Here is a 22,249-nt window from a genome sequence, read left to right as displayed (position 1 = left end):
CGCGGCCCGACGCCGCGCAACCCGTCTCGGCTTTGCCGCGCCGATCGGCTATTCAGCCTCCGTCCTACTCGGAGGCTCACGATCCCATGATCGATCTCTTCTACTGGCCCACCCCCAACGGCCACAAGATCACGCTCTTCCTCGAAGAAGCCGGTCTCGAATACCGCGTCGCGCCGGTGAATATCGGCAAGGGCGAGCAGTTCACGCCCGATTTCCTGCGCATCGCCCCCAACAACCGCATGCCCGCGATCATCGACCATGCCCCCGCCGACGGCGGCCCGCAGGTCTCCTTGTTCGAATCGGGCGCGATCCTGCTCTACCTCGCCGACAAGAGCGGCCACTTCATCCCCGCCGACCTCCGCGGCCGCGCCGAGGTGCTGCAATGGCTGTTCTGGCAGATGGGCGGGCTGGGCCCGATGGCCGGGCAAAACCACCATTTCCGCAATTATGCGCCCGAGCCGGTGCCCTATGCGATCGACCGCTACGTGCGCGAGACCAACCGGCTCTACGGCGTGCTCGATCGCCGGCTGACCGATCGCGAGTTCGTCGCCGGCGGCGGCTATTCGATCGCCGACATGGCGATCTATCCGTGGATCGTGCCGCATGCGGCGCAGGGGCAGAGCCTCGACGACTTCCCCGCGATCAAGCGCTGGTTCGAGGCGGTCGCCGCCCGCCCCGCCACCCAGCGCGCCTATGCGATCGGCCCGACGGTGAACCCGACCGGCCCGGTGATCCGCGACGAGGAGCGCAAGATCCTGTTCGGCCAGAGCGCCGCGACGACCGAAACCATCGCGCGGTGACGCGGCCGGCCGATCGCAGCTCCGCCGTCCGCTTCGTCATGCTGGCGGTGCTGGTGGACGCGATCGGCTTCGGCATCGTCATGCCGGTCCTGCCCGGCCTCGTCATGCAGCTCGGCCATGTCGGCCTGTCGCAGGCGACGCGGATCGGCGGCTGGTTCGGCATGGTCTATGCCGCCGTGCAGTTCCTGTGCGGGCCGCTAATGGGCAATCTGGGCGACCGCTTCGGCCGGCGACCGGTGCTGCTCGGCGCGCTGGGCGGCTTCGCGATCGATTATGCGCTGATGGGGTTTGCGCCGAGCCTGGGCTGGCTGTTCGTCGGCCGCGCGCTCGCGGGCCTGTTCGGCGCCTCCTACGGCCCGGCGGGGGCGGCGATGGCCGATCTCAGCACGCCCGACGATCGTGCGCGCCATTTCGGGCTGATCGGCGCGGCGTTCGGCATCGGCTTCGTCGTCGGCCCGGCGATCGGCGGCCTGCTCGGCGAGCTCGGACCCCGCGCGCCCTTCTACGCCGCGGCGGTGCTCGGTGCCGCCAACTTCGTGTTCGGGCTCGCGGTTTTTCCCGAAACGCTCGATCCGGCGCATCGCCGACCCTTCAGCCTGCGGCGCGCCAACCCGCTGGGCGCGCTGCTGTCATTGCGCCGCGTGGCCGGCGTCCTGCCGATCGCGTTCGTCAGCTTCTGGTGGGCGCTCGCGACGATGGTCTATCCGGCGGTGTGGGCGTTCTACGCCATCGCCGCCTTTGACTGGAGCCCGGGCATGGTCGGCCTCTCGCTCGCGCTGGTGGGCGGGCTGATGGCGGCGTGCCAGATGCTGATCGTCGGCCGCGTGGTCGCACGGGTGGGCGAGCGCGGCGCGGCGCTGATCGGCATGGCGGCGGCGACGATCGGCTTCGTCGTGTTCGGTTTCCTGCACATCGGCTGGCTGGTCTTCCCGATATTGTGCATCACCGCGCTCCAGAGCCTCGTCATGCCATCGATGAGCGCGATCATGTCGCGTCGGGTGCCGCCCAATGCGCAGGGCGAGCTGCAGGGCTTTTCGGGCAGCATCGCCGCGATCGCCGCGGTGATCGCTCCGATGCTCTACAACAATCTGCTCGCGGCCTTCACCGGCCCGCGCGCGCACCCGCCCTTCCCCGGCGCGCCGTTCCTGCTGGCAGCGGCCTGCGCCTTGCTGGCGATCGCGACGCTGGCGCTGCTGCGCCGTGCGCCCGTTCAGATGCCGTCGGCGACCGGCGCGTAGCCGCGCGCGACCAAAGCCGCAGCCAGATCGGCCGTGCAGGCGTCGAGCCGGGCGAGATCGGTCGAACGGATCACGAAGTTGGCGCCCGTCCGGCCCTCGCGGAAGAAAGGATAGCTGCCGATCTGGCAGCCATCATGCGCGCGCTCGGTGGCGGCGAGCAGGTCGGCCACCTCGCTTTCCGCGACCCAGCAGCCGATCGTCCGCGACGCGACCGGAAGCCCGCCCTCGAGCGTCCCGGTCAGGCTGTCGAGCATCAAAGCGGCGATGTGCGGCACGCCGGCGAGGATCATGACGTTGCCGATGCGGATGCCGGGGGCGCCCGACAGCGCATTCTCGATCAACGTCGCGCCCTCGGGCACGCGTGCCATGCGCAGCCGCGCCTCGGTCAGGCCGCCGAGCGTGGCATAATGCCCTTCCAGGATCGTGCGCGCGCGCGCATCGACGACCACCGGCAGGCCGAGCGCCGCCGCGATCGCATCGACGGTGATGTCGTCGTGCGTCGGGCCGATGCCGCCGGTGGTGAAGCAGTAATCGTGCGCGGCGCGCATCGCGTTGACTGCGTCTCCGATCGCGGCGGCATCGTCGGCGACGACGCGCACCTCGCGCAGCCTGATCCCCTGCACGTTGAGCCAGGTGGCGAGCTGGGCGACGTTGCGGTCCTGCGTCCGGCCGGACAGGATCTCGTCGCCGATCACCACCAAGGCGGCGGTCCAGGTGCGGGGGCTCGGCTCCATGCGCTCGCCATAGCCGCGCCGGCGCGGCTCGCAAAGCCGGGCGCAAGCCGCTATATCGCGCCGATGACTCAATATCAGACGATTGCCGCGAGCGACGCGGTGACGCGCACCGGCGCGATCAAGCTCTACGGGCCCGAAGGCTTCGCCGGCATGCGCCGCGCCGGCCGGCTCGCCGCCGAAATCCTCGACGCGCTGGGTGCGCACATGGTGCCCGGCGTCACCACCGAGGAGATCGACCGCATCGTCTACGACATGACGATCGCGGGCGGCGCAGTGCCGGCGACGCTCGGCTATCGCGGCTACACGCATTCGAGCTGCATCAGCGTGAACCACGTCGTCTGCCACGGTATTCCGGGCGCGAAGACGCTGAAGGACGGCGACATCGTCAATGTCGACGTGACGCCGTTGCTCGACGGCTGGCACGGCGATTCGAACCGCACCTATCTGTGCGGAACGGTGCCGCTGAAGGCGAAACGGCTGGTCGAAGTGACCTACGAATGCCTGATGCGCGGCATTGCGGTGGCGAAGCCCGGCGCGCGGCTGGGCGATATCGGCCACGCGATCCAGACGCATGCCGAGGGCCATCGTTACGGCGTGGTGCGCGATTTCTGCGGGCATGGCGTCGGCCGCCTGTTCCACGACGCGCCCGAGGTGGTGCATGTCGGCCGCCCCGGCACCGGGCCCGAACTCAAGCCGGGAATGATCTTCACCATCGAGCCGATGATCAATATCGGCCGCCCCGACGTGAAGGTGCTCGACGACGGCTGGACGGCGGTGACGCGCGACCGCTCGCTCTCGGCGCAGTTCGAGCATTCGATCGGCATCACCGACGACGGCGCCGAGATCTTCACCGGCAGCCTCAACGGCACCGAAATCCCGCATCTGCCACGGTGAGGGCACGCGCGGCGGCATTCTTGCTGCTCGTGCTGAGCCCGGTCGCGGCCAGCGCGGCACGGCTGTGCCACGACGTCCGCGGGCTCTACACGCCCTGCCCGGAGGCAGTCGGCCGCGACCGGGCGCGCAAACGCGCCGGCGCGACGCCGGCGGCACCGGCCCGCATTGCCGCCGTTGCGCCGCCCGTACGCGCGCTTCCTGATCGACCGACCAAACCGCCCTTGTTCGCGACCGGCCACCTCTGCCGCGACAACAAGGGCCTCGCCACGCCCTGCACGCGCTGAATCACTCGCTCGTTCCCGCCGGCTGATCGCCGGCGGTCGCTGCGTCCGCACGACGGCCGAGCAGATGCCACGCGAGCAGCACCGGCTCCAGCACCGCCATGCCGATCAGGATGCCGGTCAGCCGGGCGAGCGCCGGGCCGATCTCGATCGCGCCGTAATCGTCGGGCACCAGCACCACCAGAACCGCCAGCACGAACTGGGTGCCGACATAGGCGATGCGCGACGCGCCATTCTCGATGTGGCGGCCGATCACGACGCCGAGGCAGGTGCCTGCCACCAGCAGGGGCACCGATCCGTGCGCGAGCAGCAGCATCGCCGCCGCCAGCACCGCCCCGGCAATGCATCCGGCCACGCGCTGGATCAGCCGCCGGCTGACCGGCACGAAGCCGGTCGCGCCGAGCGTCGTCACCGGCACCAGCATCGCCGCCATGATCGTGACGCAGCTCTGCGACAGCTCGGGCAGGCGGAAGGCCAGCCATAACGGCGCGAGCAACGTCACTGCCACGCCCGCCTGCGCGGCATGGCGGAACGCATGCGGGTGCCAGCCGAGCCGCTTGGCGTCCGGCGCGGGGGTGGCCGGCCACCTCCGCCGCAATGACACCGCCGACGCGATGCCGACGATCAGGCATGCCGCGGTGCCCGCCAGCACCTCCAACAGCCGCGTCCGCGCGAACGCCATCTGATCGAGCCCGGGATGATCGAGCGCGTCGAACAGGATCATCTCGAAGGTGAGCCCGGCAAGCAGCCACGCATAAGCCCGCTTGCCGGTGAGCGCGCCGTAGAGCGTGGCGGTGGCGAACAGCCCCGCGGTCAGCGCGAAGGCCGGTGGCGAGGGCAGCACGAGCGGTGCCAGCAGCAATGCACACCCCGCACCCGCGATCGTGCCGACGATGCGCAGCAGCCCGCGCAGCAGGCTTTCCGTCACGCGGCCGCGCATCACGACGAAGCCGGTGAACGCCGCCCAAGAGACATTGTGCGCGCCGGTCAGGTGGGCGAACGCGATCGCGAGGGCGACCGACAGCGCACATTCCAGCTCGTCCGCCAGCCGCGGCCCCGGCCGCAGGAAGGTGCGCATGTCGGCGGCGAGGGACGGGACGGCGGCGGGCACCTTCGCTCCCTACGCGAGGCAGGCGCGATTCGCCTCCTGCCAAGTCGCCGCAAGCGCCAAACGAAAAAGGGGCGACCCGTCGCCGGGCCGCCCCTTCTGTCGTTCGAAGCCGATCCCGGCGTGCGCCGGGATATGCTCAAAAAGCTTACTTGAGTTCGACGGTCGCGCCGGCGTCCTCGAGCTGCTTCTTGATCTTCTCGGCCTCGTCCTTGCTGATGCCTTCCTTGACGGCCTTCGGCGCGCTCTCGACGAGCGTCTTGGCTTCGGTCAGGCCCAGGCCGGTGATGACGCGGACTTCCTTGATGACGTTGATCTTCTTGCCACCGTCGCCGGTCAGGATCACGTCGAACTCGGTCTTTTCCTCGACCGCGGCAGCGGCGGCGCCGCCACCGGCCGGGGCTGCAACCGCAACCGCGGCAGCGGCGGAAACGCCCCACTTCTCTTCGAGGAGCTTCGAGAGCTCGGCCGCCTCGATGACGGTGAGCGCGGACAGGTCGTCAACGAGCTTCTGCAGGTCTGCCATGATGTTATCCTTCAAGATGTGATCGCCATACCGGCGCGGGCCGGTATCCAGTCCACCCATGCGGACCTGGACCCCGGCCTGCGCCGGGGTGGCGGGTTGCTGTCAGTCTTATGCGTCTTCCTTGGCCGCATAGGCTCCGAACACGCGGGCAAGCTGCCCGGCGGGTGCCTGAAGCACCGAAGCCACCTTCGTCGCAGGCGCCTGGAGAAGACCCAGGAGCTTCGCGCGCAGCTCGTCGAGGCTGGGGAGTTCGGCCAAAGCCTTCACCCCGTTCACGTCGAGCTTGGTGTCGCCCATCGCGCCGCCGACGATTTCCAACTTGTCGTTGGTCTTCGCGAAATCGACCACCACCTTTGCGGCGGCGACCGGATCGACGGACGTGGACAGCGCCGTCGGGCCGGTCAGCATTTCGCTGATGGCCGTGTACGGCGTGCCTTCGGTAGCAATGCGGGCAAGGCGGTTCTTGGCCACTTGATAGCTGGCGCCGGCTTCGCGCATCTTCACCCGGAGCGCCGTCGACTGTGCGACGGTCATTCCCAGGTTACGCGTGACGACCACAACGGACGTCTCGCTGAAGGTGCGGTTCAGCTCTGCGACCAGCTCGGACTTCTGAGCACGATCCATTGCCTACCTCCGTTTCGCCCGGCACGATGTGCGCCGGACGCATGCTTTGCCGCGCCGGCGCAAGCCGGTGCGGCGATAGTCCGAAGGGGAATGGGACGCCGACCGACGGCCGAAACCGTTCGCATCAGGCAAACCGGCAATGCCGGCAAAATCTCTTTCCCCGTCTCGGCAGGATATCAAGCCTGGGCGAACCCATGCACCTGCTGTCTCGGACGGAACCCCGACCGAGATCGGGGAAGCGGGGCCAGTACAGGGTGCGCGCGGATTTGTCGAGTCGGTCCGCGCCACCGCGGCGTGATCAGATCCAGCGCAGCGCGGCCACGTCGGAATCGTCCGGCTGGGTGTTGAATGCGAGCTTTGCCATCGGCGCTTCCTCGTGCAGCACGTTCATCAGCCGCTCGAACTGCGCCGCCATCGGCGGCAGCGTGCGCAGACCCGCGCCGACCACGATCACGTCATAGGTTTCGCCGGCGAGCGCCGCATGCACCTGCTCCCCGACCGTCGCCGCGTCCTTCGTCAGCAGCAACGTCGCCCGATGCCCCGCCGCCTCCAGCCGCGCGACCGAGCCATTGAGGCCATCCATCACCTTCTCGGCCGACATTCCCGGCGGCGCGCCGGGGGCATCGAAGTCGATCTGATCGGGATCCTCGCCGATGATGAGGATGGATTTCGCCATGGCGTTGCTCCTGCCGGTAAGCCTCGGCGCATCAACGCAGCCGGCGCCGATCGGGCGCATCGCGACGGGCATAGCCGGTTCCCGGCGCTCGTTCATCGGGGCGACAGAGTCCGTTGTAATGCGGCAACAGTGCTGCCGCTTGTCGGTGAATGGAGGAACGGAGCCGCGACAGGTTCGATTTAACGGCCCTCTCCAAAGTGTTCACCATCAAGGACTTTTCCAATGCGCCGTGTTTCCATCGCCCTCGTCGTCGCCGCAATGGCGCCGGTCGCCGCTCATGCGCAGGACGCCGCGCCCGCAAATGTGGCCGGCTCGTTCGGCGGCTTCCGCATCGAGGGCAATATCGGCTGGGACCGCACCCAGTCGCTCGGTCGTGGCAACAACCGGCTGGGTTATGGCGGATCGGCCGGCTGGGACGGTAACCTGACCGATCGCATCGTCGTCGGCCCGGAGGTCACCTACTGGCGCCCCAACGACAATCGCAACACCAACTCGGTGCCGGGCGTGAACGGCGGAACCGTGAGCCATCAGGGCCGCGAAATGTGGTCGGGCGACATCCGCGTCGGCTATCGCGTCACCCCCGATCTGCTCGTCTTCGGCAAGGGCGGTTACGTCAATCAGGCGCAGCGCAGCTTTTTCGACGCGCCCGCCGGCCAGGTCGGCTATGCGACGCGCGGCCATGCCGACGGCTATCAGTTCGGCGGCGGCGTGCAGTTCGCGCCGCATGACCGTTTCTCGTTCGCGCCGGCCAACATGTATGTCAGCGCGCAGTACGTCTACTCGCAGTTCGACAATCACACGCGCGACCAGCACGCAATGGCGGGTGTCGGCTTCCGCTTCCGCTAAGGCTTAAGCCACGCGGAAGAAGGGGCGTCGGAGGATCGGTCCGGCGCCCCTTCTTTGTGTCTAGTCGCGGCTCCAGCGCGCGAAGATGGCGGTGGGCAGCAGCAGGCCGCGCGCTTCCTCGCGCACCGCCATCTCGCCCACCTCGACGCGGCCGCCGAGATCGCCGAGCAATTCCTGCATCAGCGTGCCGATCGCCAGCGCCGACATCCGCACCGCATAGACGGTCAGCACGAGATACTTCGAGCGCTCGTCCAGCAGAGCGCGGCAATGGCGCAGCAGGCCGGCGAGATGCTCCTCGATCCGCCACAATTCGCCCTCCGGCCCGCGCCCGAACTTGGGCGGATCGAGCAGGATGCCGTCATAGCGCCGCTCGCGCCGCACCTCGCGCGCCGCAAACTTGACCGCATCGTCCACCATCCAGCGGATCGGCCGGTCGGCCATGTCGGACAGGAAGGCGTTGGACTTGCCCGCATCGACCGACTTCTTCGAGGCATCGACATGCGTCAGCCGAGCGCCCTTGGCCGCCAGCGCGAGCGTGCCGACGCCGGTATAGCCGAACAGGTTGAGGATCTCGTCATTCTCGGCGGTGCGGTCGCGCATCCACGACCATTGCGGCGCCATGTCGGGGAAGAAAGCGAGGTGGCGGAAGGGAGTGTTCTGCGCGGTGAAGCGCACCTCCTCCCACTTCATGTGCCAGCCGCCGCGCGGCACGTCGCGCGAGAGATGCCATTTGCCGCCGCCATCCTCGTCGCTCGCCGCGACGAAATCGCCGTCCGCCTCCCAATTGGGGGAGGCGGGCGACCACATCGCCTGCGGCTCGGGCCGGATGAAGCGGAAGCGGCCATAGCGCTCCAGCTTGCGGCCATGGCCCGAATCGACCAGCCCGTAATCGGTCCACGGCTCGGCGACGAGCGTGGCGAGTTGGGGGGTGAGCAGGCTCATGCCGCCTTCGCCAGCTTGCCGCCGACCGTCGCCAGCGCCTCGCCACCCGCCAGCGCCGCAGCGCCCGCCGCGCGCGCCTGCGCCACGCTCACCGCGTCGAGCAGTGCCACCGTCTCGGCCACCGGCACGATCCGGCCATGGATCTGGATCTGGCGCGCGAGATGATCGGCGCGCTGCCCGACCGATTCGAGCCCCATCAGCAGCCCGGCCTTGGCCTGTGCACGCGCGCGATCAAGCTCGGCCGCGCTCAGCCCCTCGGCGGTCTCGGCCAGCACGCGCCGCGCGAGCGAAAGCGCCTGCGCCGCATCGCCACGCGCCGCCGCGCAATAGACACCGAACAGCCCGGTCTCGGCATAAGCATGCGTCCAGGCGTAGATCGAATAAGCCAGCCCGCGCTCCTCGCGCACCTGCTGGAACAGGCGCGACGACATGCCGCCGCCGGCTGCGCTGGCGAACAGCGACAATGCGTGCAGATCGGGATGCGCCACGCCGAGGCCGGGATGCGCGAAGGCGACGTGGAGCTGATCGAAGCGGCGGCGATCGTGATGCGTGCCGCCGGTCCAGCCGGCGGGCGGCGGCGGCGGCGGTGCGCCCGCCGCCATGTCGCCATAGAGCCGCTCGGCGAGGCGCAGCACCGCATCCTCGTCGACCTTGCCCGCCGCGGTCAGCACGAGGCTGTCGGGGCGATATTGCGTCTCGATCCAGCGGCCGAGCGCACCGGCATCGATCGCGGCGATGCTCGTCTCGTCGCCCAGCACCGCCGCGCCGAGCGGCTGGCCGCCATACGCCGCGGCCTGCAGATGATCGAAGATGATGTCGTCGGGCGTGTCGCGCGCCTCGCCCAGCTCGGCGAGCACGACGCTTTTCTCGCGCTCCAGCTCGGCCGCGTCGAGATGCGGACGGCGCACCAGATCGGCGATCACCTCGGCACCCAGCGCGAGATCGTCGGCCAGCAGGCGCGCCTGGAAGGCGGTCTGGTCGCGCGCGGTCCACGCATTGAGCGCACCGCCGCGATCCTCGATCACCTCGGCGATGGCGCGGGCATCGCGCGTGCCGGCACCCTTGAACACCATATGCTCGACCATGTGCGCGAGCCCGCCCAGCCCCTCCGGCTCGGACCGCGCGCCGACATCGATATAGAGGCCGACCGCGCAGGTCTCGACCCCGGCCATCGGCTCGACCGCGACGGTCAGCCCGTTGGCGAGGCGGTGAAGCCGCGCGCTCATGCCCGCGCCGTCGCGCGTTCGGCGATATAGGCCTCGACCGCCTTGATCTCGGCCGGCAGCGTGTCGTAGCGCTCGGCGCGGTCGAACAGGTCGCCCACGCGTGGCGGCAGCGCCGGCCGCCGGCCGGTCGCGCGCTCGACCGCGTCGGGGAATTTGGCCGGATGCGCGGTGGCCAGCGTCACGACCGGCACGTCGGCCGGCAAAGCCGCGGCGCGCGCGGCGGCGAGGCCGATCGCCGTGTGCGGATCGAGCAGCATGCCCGATTCCTCGCACGCCCAGCGCATTGCCAGCGCCATGTCCTCGGCATCGATCCGCGCGCTCGCGAACAGTCCGGCCGCCTCGGCACGCATCGCCGGGGAGAGCGCAAGCGTGCGCGTCGCCTCGAAGCCGCGCATCGCCGCCGCCAGCGCCGGCCCGTCGCGGCCGTGCAGATCGAACAGCAGTCGCTCGAAATTGGAGCTGACCTGAATGTCCATCGACGGCGCGACCGTGGGCGTGACCGTACCGACCGAATAATCGCCCGCGCTCAGCGCGCGGTGGAGGATGTCGTTGACGTTGGTCGCGACGATCAGCTTGGCGACCGGCAGCCCCATCCGTGCCGCGACATAGCCGGCGAAGACATCGCCGAAATTGCCGGTCGGCACCGCGAACGCGACCGGCCGCTCGGGCGCGCCGAGGCGCACCGCGGCGTAGAAATAATAGACCACCTGCGCCGCCAGCCGCGCCCAGTTGATCGAATTGACCGCCGACAGGCTGAAGCGGCCGGCGAAATCGGCGTCGGCGAACATCGCCTTGACCAGCGCCTGCGCATCGTCGAAGCTGCCGTCGATCGCGATATTGTGGATGTTGGGCGCGAGCACGGTGGTCATCTGCCGCCGCTGAACCTCCGACACCCGCCCCTGCGGGTGGAGCATGAACAGATCGACCTTGGCGCGCCCCGCCAGCGCGTCGATCGCCGCCGATCCGGTGTCGCCCGACGTCGCGCCGATCACGGTGAGATGGGTGTCGCGGCTGGTGAGGAACCGCTCGAACAGCAGCCCGATCAGCTGCAGCGCGACGTCCTTGAACGCCAGCGTCGGCCCGTGGAACAGTTCGAGCACCCAATGCTGCCCGTCGAGCTGGACGAGCGGCGTGACGGCGGCGTGCGCGAAGCGGCCATAAGCGGCTTGGCACAGCGCGCGCAGTTCCTCGCGCGGCAGCGTCGTGCCGACGAATGGGGCAAGCACCGCGACGGCGGTATCGACATAGGACAGGCCGGCCAGCGCCGCGATCGCCTCGCGCGACAAAGTCGGCCACGCCGCAGGCACGTACAGGCCGCCATCGGCCGCGAGGCCGGCGAGCGTCGCATTCTCGAAGTCGAGCGCGGGCGCAGCCCCACGCGTGCTGACATAGTCCATGCCGCCGATTACCGGCGGGCGGCACTCAGGGCAACCGCGCCCTGCGCGTCCGCCGCCAGAGCAACAGCGCGTAGATCACGAGCGCGACGCCCGCGAACAGGAACCATTGCACCGCATAAGCGAGATGATTGTTGGGCATCGCCGCCGGATCGGGCTGCGCGCTTGGCTGGAGGCCGGGCGCGGCGGTCTCGCCGACGATCATCGGCACCGATGCGGGCGCCGCGCCGAACAGCCGCGCGACCAACGGCGTCGCGTTCGGCGCCCAGGTCAGCCGCCCGCGCACCACGCCGCCATTCCATGCCGGCGCGGACGATTCCTGCGATACCCCCATGTCGGCGGCGAAGCCCGGCCCCTCGGCGCCGGTGCGGCACGATGCGATGTGGCGCCAGCCGGGCGTGCCCGCCGCGGTGCGCCCCGCCTCCGCCGACCAATGCACCACCGACAGGCACATCGCGCTCGTCCGCCGAAAGAGCGCGTCGTCGCTGACCGGGAACAAGGCCGCGAGCGGCAGCGGCGGCCTGGCGACGTTGGCGGCATAGCGCGTCGCCAGCGCCGCCTTCTCGTGCAGCCGCTGGAGCTGCCACACGCCCAGCCGCACCATCAGCAGGGCAGCCGCGATGACGATGATCGTCGGCACGATGGGAATCCGGCGGCTCATGCGCGATCGCTGATCCGCCCTTCGCGCGCACCGTTGCGATATTCCAGCGCGAGCAAGGCCGCTTTGCTCGCGCGCAGCGATGCGAAGATCAGCGCGAGCGTCACTATTGGCCACAGCAGGATATGGACCCACACCGGCGGCGCGAAGACCAGTTCGGTGGCGATGGCGAGCCCGGCGACGAGCGCGCCGATGCCCAAGGTGAGGAATGCCGCCGCGCCGTCGCCGACGTTGAATGCGGTGAAATCGAGCCCGCAACGCGAACACGCCCCGGCGAACCTGATCCAGCCCGCGAACAAGGTGCGTGCGCCGCAGCGCGGGCAGCAGCCGGTCAGCGCGACCTGCAGCGGCGACGGGGCGGGCGCGGCTCCGTCGGTCAGCGGTCGCGCCACGCCGGCCGGATCAGCCGGCGTGGATCGGCGCGCCCCAGCCGCCCCAGACGTAGATCGAGACGAACAGGAACAGCCACACCACGTCGACGAAATGCCAGTACCAGGCAGCCGCCTCGAAGCCGAAATGCTGCTTCGGCGTGAATTCGCCCTTGTAGGCGCGCACCAGATTGACGCTCAGGAAGATCGTGCCGACCAGCACGTGGAAGCCGTGGAAGCCGGTCGCCATGAAGAAGGCCGCGCCATAGTTCAGCCCTTTGAAGGCGAACGGCGCGTGCGCATATTCCCACGCCTGGATGAACGAGAAGGTGAGCCCGAGCAGGATCGTGCACCACAAGCCCTGGATCATCCCCTTCCGGTCGCCGTGCAGCAGCGCGTGATGCGCCCAGGTGACGGTGGTGCCCGAGCAGAGCAGGATCAGCGTGTTGAGCAAAGGGAAGGCGAACGGGTTGATGACCTCGATCCCCTTGGGCGGCCACACGCCGCCGACCGCGTCGACGGTCGAGGGGAAGAGCGAGAAATCGAACCACGCCCAGAACCAGCCGACGAAGAACATCACCTCGGATGCGATGAACAGGATCATGCCGTAGCGCAGGTGGAGCGAGACGACGGGCGTATGATCGCCGGCATGCGCCTCCTTGATGACCTGGCCCCACCATCCGGCCATCACGCCGAGGATGCACAGCACCCCGAACGCCCACATGAAACCGCCATAAGGGGCGGAGTGCATGTACATGATCGCGCCGATCGCGAACATGAAGCCGGCAATCGCCCCCAGCAGCGGCCAGGGGCTCGGCGGCAGGATGTGGTAATCGTGGCTCTTTGCTCCGGCCATGCGCGGCATCCTCAACTGTCGCTTTGCCTGTGGTGTAGGGCGGCCCGGCCCGGCCCGCAAGCGCGCCGCTCAGTCGTCCGCGCGAACGCCTGCCGGATGCGCGACCGGGTAGAAGGTGTAGGAGAGCGTGATCTCGCTCACGTCCTTCGCGTCGGCATCCTCGGCGAACTTGGGATCGACGAAGAAGATCACCGGCATCCGCACGCGTTCGTGCGGGCGCAGCGTCTGCTCGGTGAAGCAGAAGCACTGGATCTTGACGAAATAGGCGCCCGCCTGCGCGGGGGTGACGTTGAACGCGGCCGATCCGGTGATCGGCTTGTCGGTGAGATTCTCGGCGGTGAAGAACGCCATCTCGCGCGCGCCGACCGCGACGTGGCGCACGCGCTCGTCGGGCTCGAACCGCCATTTCATGCCGGGCGAAACATTGGCGTCGAAGCGCACGTCGACCAGCCGGCCGATCGCGCCGGGGGCCTTGGCGGTCAGATCCTCGCGCACCGTGCCGTTCCAGCCGGTCGCCTGGCAGAACATGCGATAGAGCGGCGGGCTCGCGAAGCCCAGGCTCAGCATGCCTGCCGCCGCCAGCGCCATCAGCCCGGCGGTGCGGTACTTGGCGCGGGCGGCGGTGGCATGGAGCGGCATCAATGCATCCGCACGATCGCGATGGCGAAGAACAGGATCACCAGCGCCACCAGCACCAAAGCGGTCACGCGCGCGCGCGCGCGCTGGCGGCGGCGATATTCGGCCTCGAATTCGGGCGTCATCCGAGGATCAGACGGTCCGCCACCAGCGCGCCGAACATGACGAACAGGTAGAGAATCGAGAAACGGAACAGGCGGCGTTCGGCGATCATCTGCGCGGGATCGCGCTCGTGGCTCAGGCCGACGCGGATGGCGAGGTACAGGAACCAGCCGGTCAGCACCACGGCCGCGCCGCCGTAGATCGCGCCGGTCTCGTGCAGCGGCCACGGCGCGATCGCCGCCACCGCCATCGGCAATGTATAGAGGAACACCTGCCGCCGCGTCGCATCCTCGCCCGCCACCACCGGCAGCATCGGCACGCCGGCGGCGGCGTAATCGGGCCGGACGAACAGCGCGAGCGACCAGAAATGCGGCGGCGTCCACAGGAAGACGAACGCGAACATCAGCACCGGCAGCGCATCGACCCGTCCGGTCGCCGCCGCCCAGCCGATCAAGGCCGGAAAGGCGCCGGCGGCACCGCCGATGACGATGTTCTGCGGGGTCCGGCGCTTCAGCCAGATTGTGTAGACGACGACATAGAACAGGATCGACAGCGCGAGGATCGCGGCGGCGAGCACGTTGACCGCCAGCCCCAGCACCAGCACCGACGCGACGCACAATGTCATGCCGAACTGCAGCGCCGCGGGCCGCTCCATCCGCCCGGCGGGCAGCGGGCGGTTGCGCGTGCGCTTCATATGGCGGTCGAGGTCGGCCTCGTACCACATGTTCAGCGCGCCGCAGCCGCCGGCACCGACGGCGATGCACAGGATGGTGACGAAACCGAGCACCGGATTGATCATCACGGGCGCGGCGAGCATGCCGCACAAGCCGGTGAAGACGACGAGCGTCATCACCCGCGGCTTGGTCAGCGCGACGAAATCGCGCCAATCGGCGGGCAAAACGGGCGAAAGGGTTGAGGCGGCGGGAGTCATCGCGCGGCAGCCCATAAGGCAGCCGGCCCTCGCGTTAAAGAGACGATCTGCGTCGGTGCGTGTGTGTGCCGTGCACCCGCTCGGCCGCGGGTGCCGGATCGGCGCTTCAGATCAGCTTCGTCGCGAACAGGATGCCCGCCCACATGGCGAGGCTGATCGATAGAGCGAAGGGCAGGGCTCCGACAAACGGAAGGCCGACGCGTGGGGGAAACGTCATCATCAAATCATCCTCTCCTTGCGATGACGTCGCTGAACGCGGCGTTCCTCACATGGAATTGTAACGTATCGCTCAACTTCGCGTTGCATGCAAGATGCGCGGGCAAGACCTTTGCGGTGCAGTCAAGGCGCGCGCCGGCGCACGCGGACCCGGCCGCAGCTCTGGCAGCGATAGACGAAGGTTCCCTGCCGTGCGGTCGCTTCGCGCTTGCGCCACAGATGCAGTCCGAACGCACAGAAGAACCGCATCCCTATCGCCCCCGCCGGCATCGCTCGCCTGCCGCGCGCGGGATCTGTCCTAGTCGCCAACCCCTACCATCCTCCCAGCAAGCTGGGTTAACGACGGCGGGACTGGCGCGGGTCAGTCGATGCGGGGCAGCTGCTCGAACTGGTGGTAGGGCGGCGGGCTCGACAGCGTCCATTCGAGCGTCGTCGCACCCTCGCCCCACGGATTGTCGGGTGCCTTGGGGCCGGCGAACAGCGAATAGAGGATGTTGACGAAGAAGATCGCCATGCTCGCGGCCATGATCATGTAGCCGTCGGTCGCGACATGGTTCCACTTCTCGAACGCATCCGGATAATCCGGATAGCGGCGCGGCATGCCCTGCATGCCGAGGAAGTGCATCGGGAAGAACAGCACGTTCACGCCGACGAAGAATATCCAGAAATGCAGCTTGCCGAGCAGCTCGTTATACATCCGCCCCGACATCTTCGGGAACCAGTAATAGAAGCCCGCGAACAGGCTGAACACCGCGCCGAGGCTGAGCACGTAGTGGAAGTGCGCCACCACGTAATAGCCATCCTGGAAGTAGTTATCGATGCCGCCATTGGCAAGCAGCACGCCGGTGACGCCGCCGACGGTGAACATGAAGATGAAGCCGATCGCCCACAGCATCGGCGTCTCGAAGCTGATCGAGCCTTCCCACATCGTGGCGATCCACGAGAAGATCTTGATGCCGGTCGGCACCGCGATCACCATCGTCGCGGCGGTGAAGTACATCTTGGTGTTCACGCTGAGGCCGGTGGTGAACATGTGGTGCGCCCACACGATGAAGCCGACCACGCCGATCGCGACCATGGCGTAGGCCATGCCGAGATAGCCGAACACCGGCTTGCGGCTGAAGGTCGACACGATGTGGCTGACCATGCCGAAGCCCGGCAGGATCATGATGTAGACCTCGGGATGGCCGAAGAACCAGAACAGGTGCTGGTAGAGGATCGGATCGCCGCCGCCCGATGCGTCGAAGAAGGTCGTGCCGAAATTGCGGTCGGTCAGCAGCATCGTGATCGCCGCGGCGAGCACCGGCAGCGCCAGCAGCAGCAGGAAGGCGGTGACCAGCACCGACCAGGCGAACAGCGGCATCTTGTGCAGCGTCATGCCCGGCGCGCGCATGTTGAGGATCGTGGTGATGAAGTTGATCGCGCCGAGGATCGACGAGGCGCCGGCAAGGTGCAGCGCGAGGATGCCCATGTCGACCGCCGGGCCGACCGACCCGCTGGTCGAGAGCGGCGCATAGACCGTCCAGCCCGTTCCGGCACCGGGGCCGGTGCCGCCCGACACGAAGGTCGAGCCGATCAGCAGAGTAAATGCCGGCACGAGCAGCCAGAAGCTGATATTGTTCATGCGCGGAAAGGCCATGTCGGGCGCGCCGATCATGATCGGCACGAACCAGTTGCCGAAGCCGCCGATCATCGCCGGCATCACCATGAAGAACACCATGATCAGGCCGTGCGCGGTGATCATCACGTTCCACAGGTGATAGGCCTGGTCGAGCGTGCCCGGCCCGTGCAGGAATTCGTACCACTTGCCGAGATACTGGATGCCGGGATGCGCCAGCTCGACGCGCATCATGCCGGAGATTGTGCCGCCTATGATCCCCGCGATGATCGCGAAGATCAGGTAGAGCGTGCCGATGTCCTTGTGGTTCGTCGACATGAACCAGCGCGCGAAGAAAGCCGGCTTGTGATCGGCATCGTGATGCGGCTCGGAATGTCCGGGATCGGCCTGGAAGGCGCTGGGATGGGCGGCGACGTCGGTCATCGGGCGGGCCTCAATTCTGGGCGGTCGCGGATTGGGCGGAAGGCTTCACCTTCGCGCCCGTGCCGGGCACGGTCGCATCGGTGGGAACGCCGGCCGTCGCGGCGGGCGGGCCGGAGACGGCGGGCGAGGCCGGGCTGGTGGCGTCGGGCGAGGCGGCCGGCTTGGCGCCGGGCATCGTGCCGCCCTTGAAGGCGATCCACTGCGCGAACTGGGCGGGTGGCACCACCTCGACCGCGATCGGCATGAAGCCGTGGCGCGCGCCGCACAATTCCGAACATTGGCCGAAATAGACGCCGGGGCGATCGATCTTGAACCAGGTCTCGTTCAGGCGGCCGGGGACGGCATCCATCTTCACCCACGCCGCGGGCAGCGCGAACGAATGGATCACGTCGTTGGAGGTGGTAATGATCTTCACCACCGCGCCGGCCGGCACCACCATCCGCTCGTCCACCGCCAGCAGGCGTGGCCCGTCGACATCGGTGCGCGAGCGCTTGCCGTGCGCATCCTTCGCCTCGGGCAGCATGTTGCTGACAATGTCGAGATTGCCGTTGTCGGGGTATTGATATTCCCAATACCATTGGTTGCCGACGACCTTCACCGTCAGATCGGCCTTAGGCGGCGCATATTGGTGCGCGATCAGCTTGATCGAGGGCACGGCGATCAGCACCAGGATCAACACCGGCGCCAGCGTCCAGATCACCTCGATCACGGTATTGTGGTGCGTCTTCGACGGCACCGGGTTAGCGGCGGCGCGATAGCGCAGCGCCACCCAGCCGAGCAGCACCAGCACCAGCACGCAGATGATCGTCATCACCGGCATCAGGATGAAATTGTGCATCCGCGCGGCTTCCTGGCCGATCGCGGTCTCCTGCGGCTGGAGCGCGACCGCGTCGGTCGGCTGGCCGATACCCGGCGTCGGCGCCACGTGGACGATGTCGCCCGGTTTGGCCGCCACCGAGACGACGGCAGGCGTGGGCGCGACCGTGCCGGGATTCGGCGTGACGATCGGCAAGGGATTGTTCGGCAGCGTATTCGGCGCCTGCGCGCCGGCCGCGCCGCCAAGCGCGCAGGCGGCGGCGATGCCAAGTGTCAGACCGCGGATCGTCTTGAACACGTTCAGATCCCCATCCCCGCTTCCTGCCGCGCGCATGATTTACGCTTCCATCCCGCCTGAAACACCGCTTTGGGGGGAAAAGCAAGCCGTTGAAGGCGGCCCGCCCCCCGTCTATCCGTGCGCGATCCAAGACTTCGGGGACATGGGCATGGACGACGAGCAGGTGCTGGCCGAATTTCGCGCGGCCGACGCGCTGCTGGAAGGGCATTTCATCCTGTCCTCCGGGCTGCGCTCGTCGCGCTACCTGCAATGCGCGCGCGTGCTGATGAACCCGGTGCGGGCGAGTCGGCTGGCCGCGGCGCTGGCGTCGCGTATCCCCGCCGAGATCCGCGAAAGCCTCGACGCAGTGGTCAGCCCGGCGATGGGCGGCGTCATCATCGGCCACGAAATGGGCCGCGCGTTGGGGATCGACGCGATGTTCGTCGAGCGGCCGACCGGCACATTCGAGCTGCGGCGCGGCTTCGCGCTGGCGCCCGGCGCGAAGGTGCTGATGGTCGAGGACGTCGTCACCACCGGCCTCTCCTCGCGCGAGGCCATCCGCGCGATCGGCGAGGCAGGCGGCGTGGTGGTCGCGGCGGCATCGCTGGTCGATCGCACGAGCGGCCCGGTCGATCTGGGCGTGCCCTATTTCGCGCTGATGAAGCTCGACGTGCCGACCTACGCCGCCGACGCGCTCCCGCCCGAACTGGCGGCGATCCCCGCGATCAAGCCGGGCAGCCGGGCGGCATGACCCGCCTGCGCCTCGGCGTGAACATCGATCATGTCGCGACCGTGCGCAACGCGCGCGGCGGCGAGCATCCCGATCCGGTGCGCGCGGCGCATATCGCCGCCGCGGCGGGGGCGGACGGCATCACCGCGCATCTGCGCGAGGACCGGCGCCACATCACCGACGCCGACATCGCCCGGCTCAAGGCGGAGATCGCGCTGCCGCTCAACCTGGAGATGGCGGCGACCGACGAGATGGTCGCGATCGCGCTCCGCCACCGCCCGCATGCCGCCTGCATCGTGCCCGAGCGGCGCGAGGAGCGCACCACCGAGGGGGGGCTCGACGCCGACGGCCATCGCGCCACGCTGGCGCCGATCGTCGCCGCGCTCGCCGATGCCGGCATCCGCGTCAGCCTGTTCATCGAGCCGGGCGAGCGCCAGGTCGCCGCCGCGATCGCGCTGGGCGTGCCGGTGGTCGAGTTCCACACCGGCCGCTACGCGCATCGCAACGGCGCGGCACAGGCTGAGGAGCTGAAGCGCGTCGCCGACATGGCCGCGCTCGCCGCCAAGAACGGGATCGAGCCGCATGCCGGCCACGGCCTCACCTACGCCAATGTCGCGCCGGTCGCGGCGATCCCGCAGCTCGCCGAGCTCAACATCGGCCATTTCCTGATCGGCGAGGCGATCTTCACCGGCCTCGACGCCGCCGTGCGCGAGATGCGCGCATGCATGGATGCGGCGCGATGACCGTGCGGCCATGATCGTCGGGCTCGGCTCGGACCTGTGCAATATCGAGCGGATCCAGGCCTCGCTCGATCGCTTCGGCGACCGCTTCGTCGAGCGCGTGTTCACGCCGATCGAGCGCGCCAAGGCCGAGCGGCGCACGCTCACCCGCGCCGCCACTTATGCCAAGCGCTTCGCCGCCAAGGAGGCGTTCTCGAAGGCGGTCGGCACAGGCTTCGCACAGGGCGTCTATCACAAGGATATCGGCGTCGCGAACCTGCCGTCGGGCGCGCCGACGCTGATTCTGTCCGGCGGGGCCAAGGCACGGCTTGACGCGTTGACCCCGGCGGGCCACGCGGTCGACATTCACCTGACGCTCACCGATGATCATCCATGGGCGCAGGCATTTGTAATCCTCTACGCCCGCCGTATCGAACCAGAACAGGACCGTCCGTGAGCGAACCCACGCCAGACCTCGCAGCCAAGACGAGCCTGCCGCCCAAGGAAAAGCCCGCCACCGACTGGTGGGCCGAGACCAAGAGCTTCGCGTGGCTGGTGCTGGCGGTGCTCGCGGTGTGGAGCTTCGTCGCCAAGCCCTTCTACATCCCGTCCGAATCGATGATGCCGACGCTCATCAAGGGCGATCGACTGGTGGTGAGCAAGTTCCCCTACGGCTGGTCCTACGTCTCGCCCTCGCCATTTCATGTGCTGCCCTTCGTCCATGGGCGGCTGTTCGGGCGGATGCCGGCGCATGGCGACGTCGTGATCCTCAAGCCACCGCAGGAGGATGCCGATTACATCAAGCGCGTCATCGCGCTGCCCGGCGACCGGATCGAGGTGCGCGAGGGTGCGGTCATCCTCAACGGCGTGCCGATCAAGCGGGTGAAGGAATCCCCCGCGATGATCCCGATCGACCCGAACGTGCCCTGCTCCAGCGAGCGCGAAGCGCCGTTCCTGACGATCAAGGACGGCAAGCAATATTGCGCGCTGCCGCGCTATCGCGAGACGCTGCCGAACGGCGTTAGCTACGACACGATCGACATGGGCTACATGCCCGGCATTCCCGACGACTTCCCCGAGACGGTGATCCCCGAGGGTCAGGTGTTCGTGATGGGCGACAATCGCGACGAATCGGCCGACAGCCGCGTCTCGGCCTATCAGAACGGCCTCGGCGGGCCGATTCCGTGGGAGAATCTCGGCGGCCGCGCCGAGTTCATCACCTTCTCCTATGACGGCACGACCAGCTACTTCAATCCGCTGACGTGGATCACCGCGCTGCGCGGCGGCCGCGCCGGCACCAGCCTGCGGCCCGAGAAGGCGCATTGAGCGACTCCCTGCGCGCGCCCGAGGAGCCCGGCCCCAGCGACTTCGCGAACCCGCTCACCAGCCGTGAAGTCCAGCGCGCCAGCGTGTGGATCGGGATGGTCGTCGCGGTTGCCCTGATCTGGATGCTGACGCAGCCGCTGCTGCTTATCATCGGCGGCATCGTCTTTGCCGCCTTGCTCGACGGCGGCGTGCGGCTCCTCGGCAAGATCCTTCCGGCCCCGCGCGGCATCCGCCTCGCGATCGTCGCGGTGCTGGTGGTGCTGTTCGTCATGGGCTTCATGTACCTCGCCGGCAGCCAGCTCGCCGGGCAGGCGCAGGCGCTGCGCGCGGTGGTCGAGAGCCAGGTCACCCGCATCATGGGCTACGGCCACCAATATGGCCTGATCCCCGCCGACCAGAATGCGGCCGACCTCGGCAAGCAATTGGTCGGCTCGGTCGGCAAGGTCACCGCTTGGGTCGGTTCGGCGCTGGGCGCCTTGTCCAGCCTCGCGATGATCGTCGTGATCGGCCTGTTCGTGGCGATCGAGCCGCGGCTCTACGAACGCGGCATCGCCTGGATGCTGCCGATGGACAAGCGCGCCGATTTCTATCGCACGTCGGACAAGATGGGGCACACGCTGCGCCGGCTGATGGCCGGCCGGCTCGTCGGCATGGGCGTCGAGGGATTGTTCGTCGGCGTCGCGCTGTCGATCATCGGCGTGCCGATGGCGCCGTTGCTGGGCGTGCTGACCGGCCTGCTCGCCTTCCTCCCCAATATCGGGTCGATCGTGTCGGGCGCGCTGATCGTCTTGGTCGGCTTCTCGGCCGGCACCAATATCGGCATCGGCGCGATCATCGTCTACGTCGCGGTGCAGACGTTCGACGGCTATGTGGTGGTGCCGATGGTGGCGCGCCGCGCGGTCGATCTCGCGCCGGCATTAGTGCTGGGCTGCCAGCTTCTGCTGGGCGCGCTGTTCGGCATCCTCGGCCTCGCGTTGGCCGACCCGATCGTGTGCATGATCAAGGTGTTGCTGGAGGAGAAATCCGAGCTGGCGGCGGAGGCCGAAGCGGAAGCTTAGGCTCTCGCCCGTCTGCCGCGTCACCCCGGACTGGTTCCGGGGTCCACGTCACGCCCAGTGGCTCGAACGCAAATCCAGGCGCCATCAGAGGGCGGGATGGCTCAATCGGGCGATCATAGCCCGCGCACCGAACCCTCATCTGTCGAAACGCGCCGATCGGTGGACCCCGGAACACGTCCGGGGTGACGATCGCTCTGGGATATCGCCATCGAGCGGCAGCGCGCCG

General features: G+C 68.5%; 26 protein-coding genes. 10 read left to right on the top strand and 16 right to left on the bottom strand.

What is annotated here, in order from left to right:
- Positions 1-86 precede the first annotated feature (86 nt).
- Positions 87-800 carry a glutathione binding-like protein gene (locus tag K8P63_RS00580; protein WP_223797957.1) on the top strand — a complete coding sequence of 238 codons (714 nt, stop codon included), beginning with the start codon at positions 87-89 and terminating at the stop codon, positions 798-800.
- Positions 797-2,038: a TCR/Tet family MFS transporter gene (locus K8P63_RS00575; protein WP_223797956.1), complete on the top strand. Its 1,242-nt coding sequence runs from the start codon at positions 797-799 to the stop codon at positions 2,036-2,038. Before K8P63_RS00580 ends, K8P63_RS00575 begins: the two co-directional genes overlap by 4 nt.
- Here K8P63_RS00575 and K8P63_RS00570 read toward each other — a convergent pair.
- Positions 2,011-2,772, bottom strand: a complete 762-nt coding sequence (locus K8P63_RS00570) for a competence/damage-inducible protein A (protein ID WP_223797955.1) — start codon at positions 2,770-2,772, stop codon at positions 2,011-2,013. The two genes, K8P63_RS00575 and K8P63_RS00570, sit on opposite strands and share 28 nt — an antisense overlap.
- 63 nt (positions 2,773-2,835) lie before the next feature.
- On the opposite strand from K8P63_RS00570, the gene map reads away from it, so the two are divergent.
- Together map and K8P63_RS00560 are read left to right on the top strand one after the other, a co-directional pair.
- Positions 2,836-3,666, top strand: coding sequence for a type I methionyl aminopeptidase (gene map, locus K8P63_RS00565; RefSeq protein ID WP_223797954.1), 831 nt, complete (start codon positions 2,836-2,838; stop codon positions 3,664-3,666).
- Between the two features lie 20 nt (positions 3,667-3,686).
- Positions 3,687-3,950 carry a hypothetical protein gene (locus tag K8P63_RS00560; protein WP_223797953.1) on the top strand — a complete coding sequence of 88 codons (264 nt, stop codon included), beginning with the start codon at positions 3,687-3,689 and terminating at the stop codon, positions 3,948-3,950.
- Position 3,951: 1 nt separating this feature from the next.
- Here the strand turns inward: K8P63_RS00560 and K8P63_RS00555 are convergent, their stop codons facing one another.
- From K8P63_RS00555 to K8P63_RS00540, 4 genes are all read right to left on the bottom strand, one after another.
- Positions 3,952-5,058, bottom strand: coding sequence for an FUSC family protein (locus tag K8P63_RS00555; RefSeq protein WP_317629335.1), 1,107 nt, complete (start codon positions 5,056-5,058; stop codon positions 3,952-3,954).
- Between the two features lie 145 nt (positions 5,059-5,203).
- Positions 5,204-5,581 (bottom strand): 50S ribosomal protein L7/L12, encoded by a 378-nt coding sequence (gene rplL / locus K8P63_RS00550; protein WP_223797952.1) that lies wholly within the window; start codon positions 5,579-5,581, stop codon positions 5,204-5,206.
- 108 nt (positions 5,582-5,689) lie between these two features.
- Positions 5,690-6,205, bottom strand: coding sequence for a 50S ribosomal protein L10 (gene rplJ / locus K8P63_RS00545; protein WP_223797951.1), 516 nt, complete (start codon positions 6,203-6,205; stop codon positions 5,690-5,692).
- A gap of 298 nt (positions 6,206-6,503) precedes the next feature.
- Positions 6,504-6,881, bottom strand: a complete 378-nt coding sequence (locus K8P63_RS00540) for a hypothetical protein (RefSeq protein ID WP_223797950.1) — start codon at positions 6,879-6,881, stop codon at positions 6,504-6,506.
- Between the two features lie 222 nt (positions 6,882-7,103).
- On the opposite strand from K8P63_RS00540, the gene K8P63_RS00535 reads away from it, so the two are divergent.
- On the top strand, positions 7,104-7,727 hold the full coding sequence (locus tag K8P63_RS00535; RefSeq protein WP_223797949.1) for an outer membrane protein: 624 nt from the start codon (positions 7,104-7,106) through the stop codon (positions 7,725-7,727).
- Between the two features lie 60 nt (positions 7,728-7,787).
- Here the strand turns inward: K8P63_RS00535 and K8P63_RS00530 are convergent, their stop codons facing one another.
- The 11 genes from K8P63_RS00530 to coxB all read right to left on the bottom strand — a co-directional run bounded on the left by K8P63_RS00530 (position 7,788) and on the right by coxB (position 18,211).
- Positions 7,788-8,669: a class I SAM-dependent methyltransferase gene (locus K8P63_RS00530; protein ID WP_223797948.1), complete on the bottom strand. Its 882-nt coding sequence runs from the start codon at positions 8,667-8,669 to the stop codon at positions 7,788-7,790.
- Entirely contained in the window at positions 8,666-9,895 is a 1,230-nt protein-coding gene (locus K8P63_RS00525) for a M16 family metallopeptidase (protein WP_223797947.1), read from the bottom strand. Before K8P63_RS00525 ends, K8P63_RS00530 begins: the two co-directional genes overlap by 4 nt.
- The gene (thrC, locus tag K8P63_RS00520) at positions 9,892-11,292 is read right to left on the bottom strand and encodes a threonine synthase (RefSeq protein ID WP_223797946.1); all 1,401 of its coding nucleotides are present in this window, start codon (positions 11,290-11,292) and stop codon (positions 9,892-9,894) included. The genes K8P63_RS00525 and thrC overlap by 4 nt, the downstream gene beginning before the upstream one ends.
- Positions 11,293-11,317: 25 nt before the next feature.
- A complete protein-coding gene (locus tag K8P63_RS00515) occupies positions 11,318-11,950 on the bottom strand; it encodes an SURF1 family protein (protein ID WP_223797945.1) in 633 nt (210 codons plus the stop codon).
- Positions 11,947-12,339: a DUF983 domain-containing protein gene (locus tag K8P63_RS00510; protein WP_223797944.1), complete on the bottom strand. Its 393-nt coding sequence runs from the start codon at positions 12,337-12,339 to the stop codon at positions 11,947-11,949. The genes K8P63_RS00515 and K8P63_RS00510 overlap by 4 nt, the downstream gene beginning before the upstream one ends.
- A gap of 10 nt (positions 12,340-12,349) precedes the next feature.
- Positions 12,350-13,171 carry a cytochrome c oxidase subunit 3 gene (locus tag K8P63_RS00505; RefSeq protein ID WP_223797943.1) on the bottom strand — a complete coding sequence of 274 codons (822 nt, stop codon included), beginning with the start codon at positions 13,169-13,171 and terminating at the stop codon, positions 12,350-12,352.
- A gap of 69 nt (positions 13,172-13,240) precedes the next feature.
- Complete coding sequence (locus tag K8P63_RS00500; protein WP_223797942.1) at positions 13,241-13,810, bottom strand: cytochrome c oxidase assembly protein; 570 nt, start codon at positions 13,808-13,810, stop codon at positions 13,241-13,243.
- Complete coding sequence (locus K8P63_RS20700) at positions 13,810-13,932, bottom strand: hypothetical protein (protein WP_263282668.1); 123 nt, start codon at positions 13,930-13,932, stop codon at positions 13,810-13,812. The genes K8P63_RS00500 and K8P63_RS20700 overlap by 1 nt, the downstream gene beginning before the upstream one ends.
- Positions 13,929-14,840 (bottom strand): heme o synthase, encoded by a 912-nt coding sequence (locus K8P63_RS00495; protein ID WP_223797941.1) that lies wholly within the window; start codon positions 14,838-14,840, stop codon positions 13,929-13,931. Before K8P63_RS00495 ends, K8P63_RS20700 begins: the two co-directional genes overlap by 4 nt.
- A gap of 577 nt (positions 14,841-15,417) precedes the next feature.
- Positions 15,418-17,097, bottom strand: a complete 1,680-nt coding sequence (ctaD, locus tag K8P63_RS00490; protein WP_223797940.1) for a cytochrome c oxidase subunit I — start codon at positions 17,095-17,097, stop codon at positions 15,418-15,420.
- Between the two features lie 10 nt (positions 17,098-17,107).
- Complete coding sequence (coxB, locus tag K8P63_RS00485) at positions 17,108-18,211, bottom strand: cytochrome c oxidase subunit II (protein ID WP_223797939.1); 1,104 nt, start codon at positions 18,209-18,211, stop codon at positions 17,108-17,110.
- A 148-nt stretch (positions 18,212-18,359) separates the two neighbouring features.
- On the opposite strand from coxB, the gene pyrE reads away from it, so the two are divergent.
- Genes pyrE through K8P63_RS00460 form a run of 5 tightly spaced genes read left to right on the top strand, consistent with a single transcriptional unit; the run spans position 18,360 to position 22,023 of the window.
- Positions 18,360-18,941, top strand: a complete 582-nt coding sequence (pyrE, locus tag K8P63_RS00480; RefSeq protein WP_223797938.1) for an orotate phosphoribosyltransferase — start codon at positions 18,360-18,362, stop codon at positions 18,939-18,941.
- Positions 18,938-19,663: a pyridoxine 5'-phosphate synthase gene (locus tag K8P63_RS00475; protein WP_223797937.1), complete on the top strand. Its 726-nt coding sequence runs from the start codon at positions 18,938-18,940 to the stop codon at positions 19,661-19,663. The genes pyrE and K8P63_RS00475 overlap by 4 nt, the downstream gene beginning before the upstream one ends.
- Before the next feature lie 10 nt (positions 19,664-19,673).
- Positions 19,674-20,096: a holo-ACP synthase gene (gene acpS / locus K8P63_RS00470; RefSeq protein WP_223799908.1), complete on the top strand. Its 423-nt coding sequence runs from the start codon at positions 19,674-19,676 to the stop codon at positions 20,094-20,096.
- On the top strand, positions 20,093-20,965 hold the full coding sequence (gene lepB, locus K8P63_RS00465; RefSeq protein ID WP_398288141.1) for a signal peptidase I: 873 nt from the start codon (positions 20,093-20,095) through the stop codon (positions 20,963-20,965). The genes acpS and lepB overlap by 4 nt, the downstream gene beginning before the upstream one ends.
- Entirely contained in the window at positions 20,962-22,023 is a 1,062-nt protein-coding gene (locus K8P63_RS00460; RefSeq protein ID WP_223797936.1) for an AI-2E family transporter, read from the top strand. The genes lepB and K8P63_RS00460 overlap by 4 nt, the downstream gene beginning before the upstream one ends.
- The last annotated feature ends 226 nt before the right edge of the window (positions 22,024-22,249 follow it).

This window comes from Sphingomonas nostoxanthinifaciens (assembly GCF_019930585.1).
In the GTDB taxonomy this organism is placed as follows: Bacteria; Pseudomonadota; Alphaproteobacteria; order Sphingomonadales; family Sphingomonadaceae; genus Sphingomonas_I; species Sphingomonas_I nostoxanthinifaciens.
The sequence above is the reverse complement of the archived record's forward strand: the minus strand, read 5'-3'. Positions and strand labels throughout refer to the sequence as shown.

What these genes read in the sequence shown, in the direction of transcription:
- K8P63_RS00580 (WP_223797957.1), top strand. Translation starts at nt 87, where the DNA reads ATGATCGATCTCTTCTACTGGCCCACCCCCAACGGCCACAAGATCACG.
- K8P63_RS00570 (WP_223797955.1), bottom strand. Translation starts at nt 2,772, where the DNA reads ATGGAGCCGAGCCCCCGCACCTGGACCGCCGCCTTGGTGGTGATCGGC.
- map (WP_223797954.1), top strand. Translation starts at nt 2,836, where the DNA reads ATGACTCAATATCAGACGATTGCCGCGAGCGACGCGGTGACGCGCACC.
- rplL (WP_223797952.1), bottom strand. Translation starts at nt 5,581, where the DNA reads ATGGCAGACCTGCAGAAGCTCGTTGACGACCTGTCCGCGCTCACCGTC.
- rplJ (WP_223797951.1), bottom strand. Translation starts at nt 6,205, where the DNA reads ATGGATCGTGCTCAGAAGTCCGAGCTGGTCGCAGAGCTGAACCGCACC.
- K8P63_RS00540 (WP_223797950.1), bottom strand. Translation starts at nt 6,881, where the DNA reads ATGGCGAAATCCATCCTCATCATCGGCGAGGATCCCGATCAGATCGAC.
- K8P63_RS00535 (WP_223797949.1), top strand. Translation starts at nt 7,104, where the DNA reads ATGCGCCGTGTTTCCATCGCCCTCGTCGTCGCCGCAATGGCGCCGGTC.
- K8P63_RS00530 (WP_223797948.1), bottom strand. Translation starts at nt 8,669, where the DNA reads ATGAGCCTGCTCACCCCCCAACTCGCCACGCTCGTCGCCGAGCCGTGG.
- K8P63_RS00525 (WP_223797947.1), bottom strand. Translation starts at nt 9,895, where the DNA reads ATGAGCGCGCGGCTTCACCGCCTCGCCAACGGGCTGACCGTCGCGGTC.
- thrC (WP_223797946.1), bottom strand. Translation starts at nt 11,292, where the DNA reads ATGGACTATGTCAGCACGCGTGGGGCTGCGCCCGCGCTCGACTTCGAG.
- K8P63_RS00515 (WP_223797945.1), bottom strand. Translation starts at nt 11,950, where the DNA reads ATGAGCCGCCGGATTCCCATCGTGCCGACGATCATCGTCATCGCGGCT.
- K8P63_RS00505 (WP_223797943.1), bottom strand. Translation starts at nt 13,171, where the DNA reads ATGGCCGGAGCAAAGAGCCACGATTACCACATCCTGCCGCCGAGCCCC.
- K8P63_RS00500 (WP_223797942.1), bottom strand. Translation starts at nt 13,810, where the DNA reads ATGCCGCTCCATGCCACCGCCGCCCGCGCCAAGTACCGCACCGCCGGG.
- K8P63_RS20700 (WP_263282668.1), bottom strand. Translation starts at nt 13,932, where the DNA reads ATGACGCCCGAATTCGAGGCCGAATATCGCCGCCGCCAGCGCGCGCGC.
- K8P63_RS00495 (WP_223797941.1), bottom strand. Translation starts at nt 14,840, where the DNA reads ATGACTCCCGCCGCCTCAACCCTTTCGCCCGTTTTGCCCGCCGATTGG.
- ctaD (WP_223797940.1), bottom strand. Translation starts at nt 17,097, where the DNA reads ATGACCGACGTCGCCGCCCATCCCAGCGCCTTCCAGGCCGATCCCGGA.
- pyrE (WP_223797938.1), top strand. Translation starts at nt 18,360, where the DNA reads ATGGACGACGAGCAGGTGCTGGCCGAATTTCGCGCGGCCGACGCGCTG.
- K8P63_RS00475 (WP_223797937.1), top strand. Translation starts at nt 18,938, where the DNA reads ATGACCCGCCTGCGCCTCGGCGTGAACATCGATCATGTCGCGACCGTG.
- acpS (WP_223799908.1), top strand. Translation starts at nt 19,674, where the DNA reads ATGATCGTCGGGCTCGGCTCGGACCTGTGCAATATCGAGCGGATCCAG.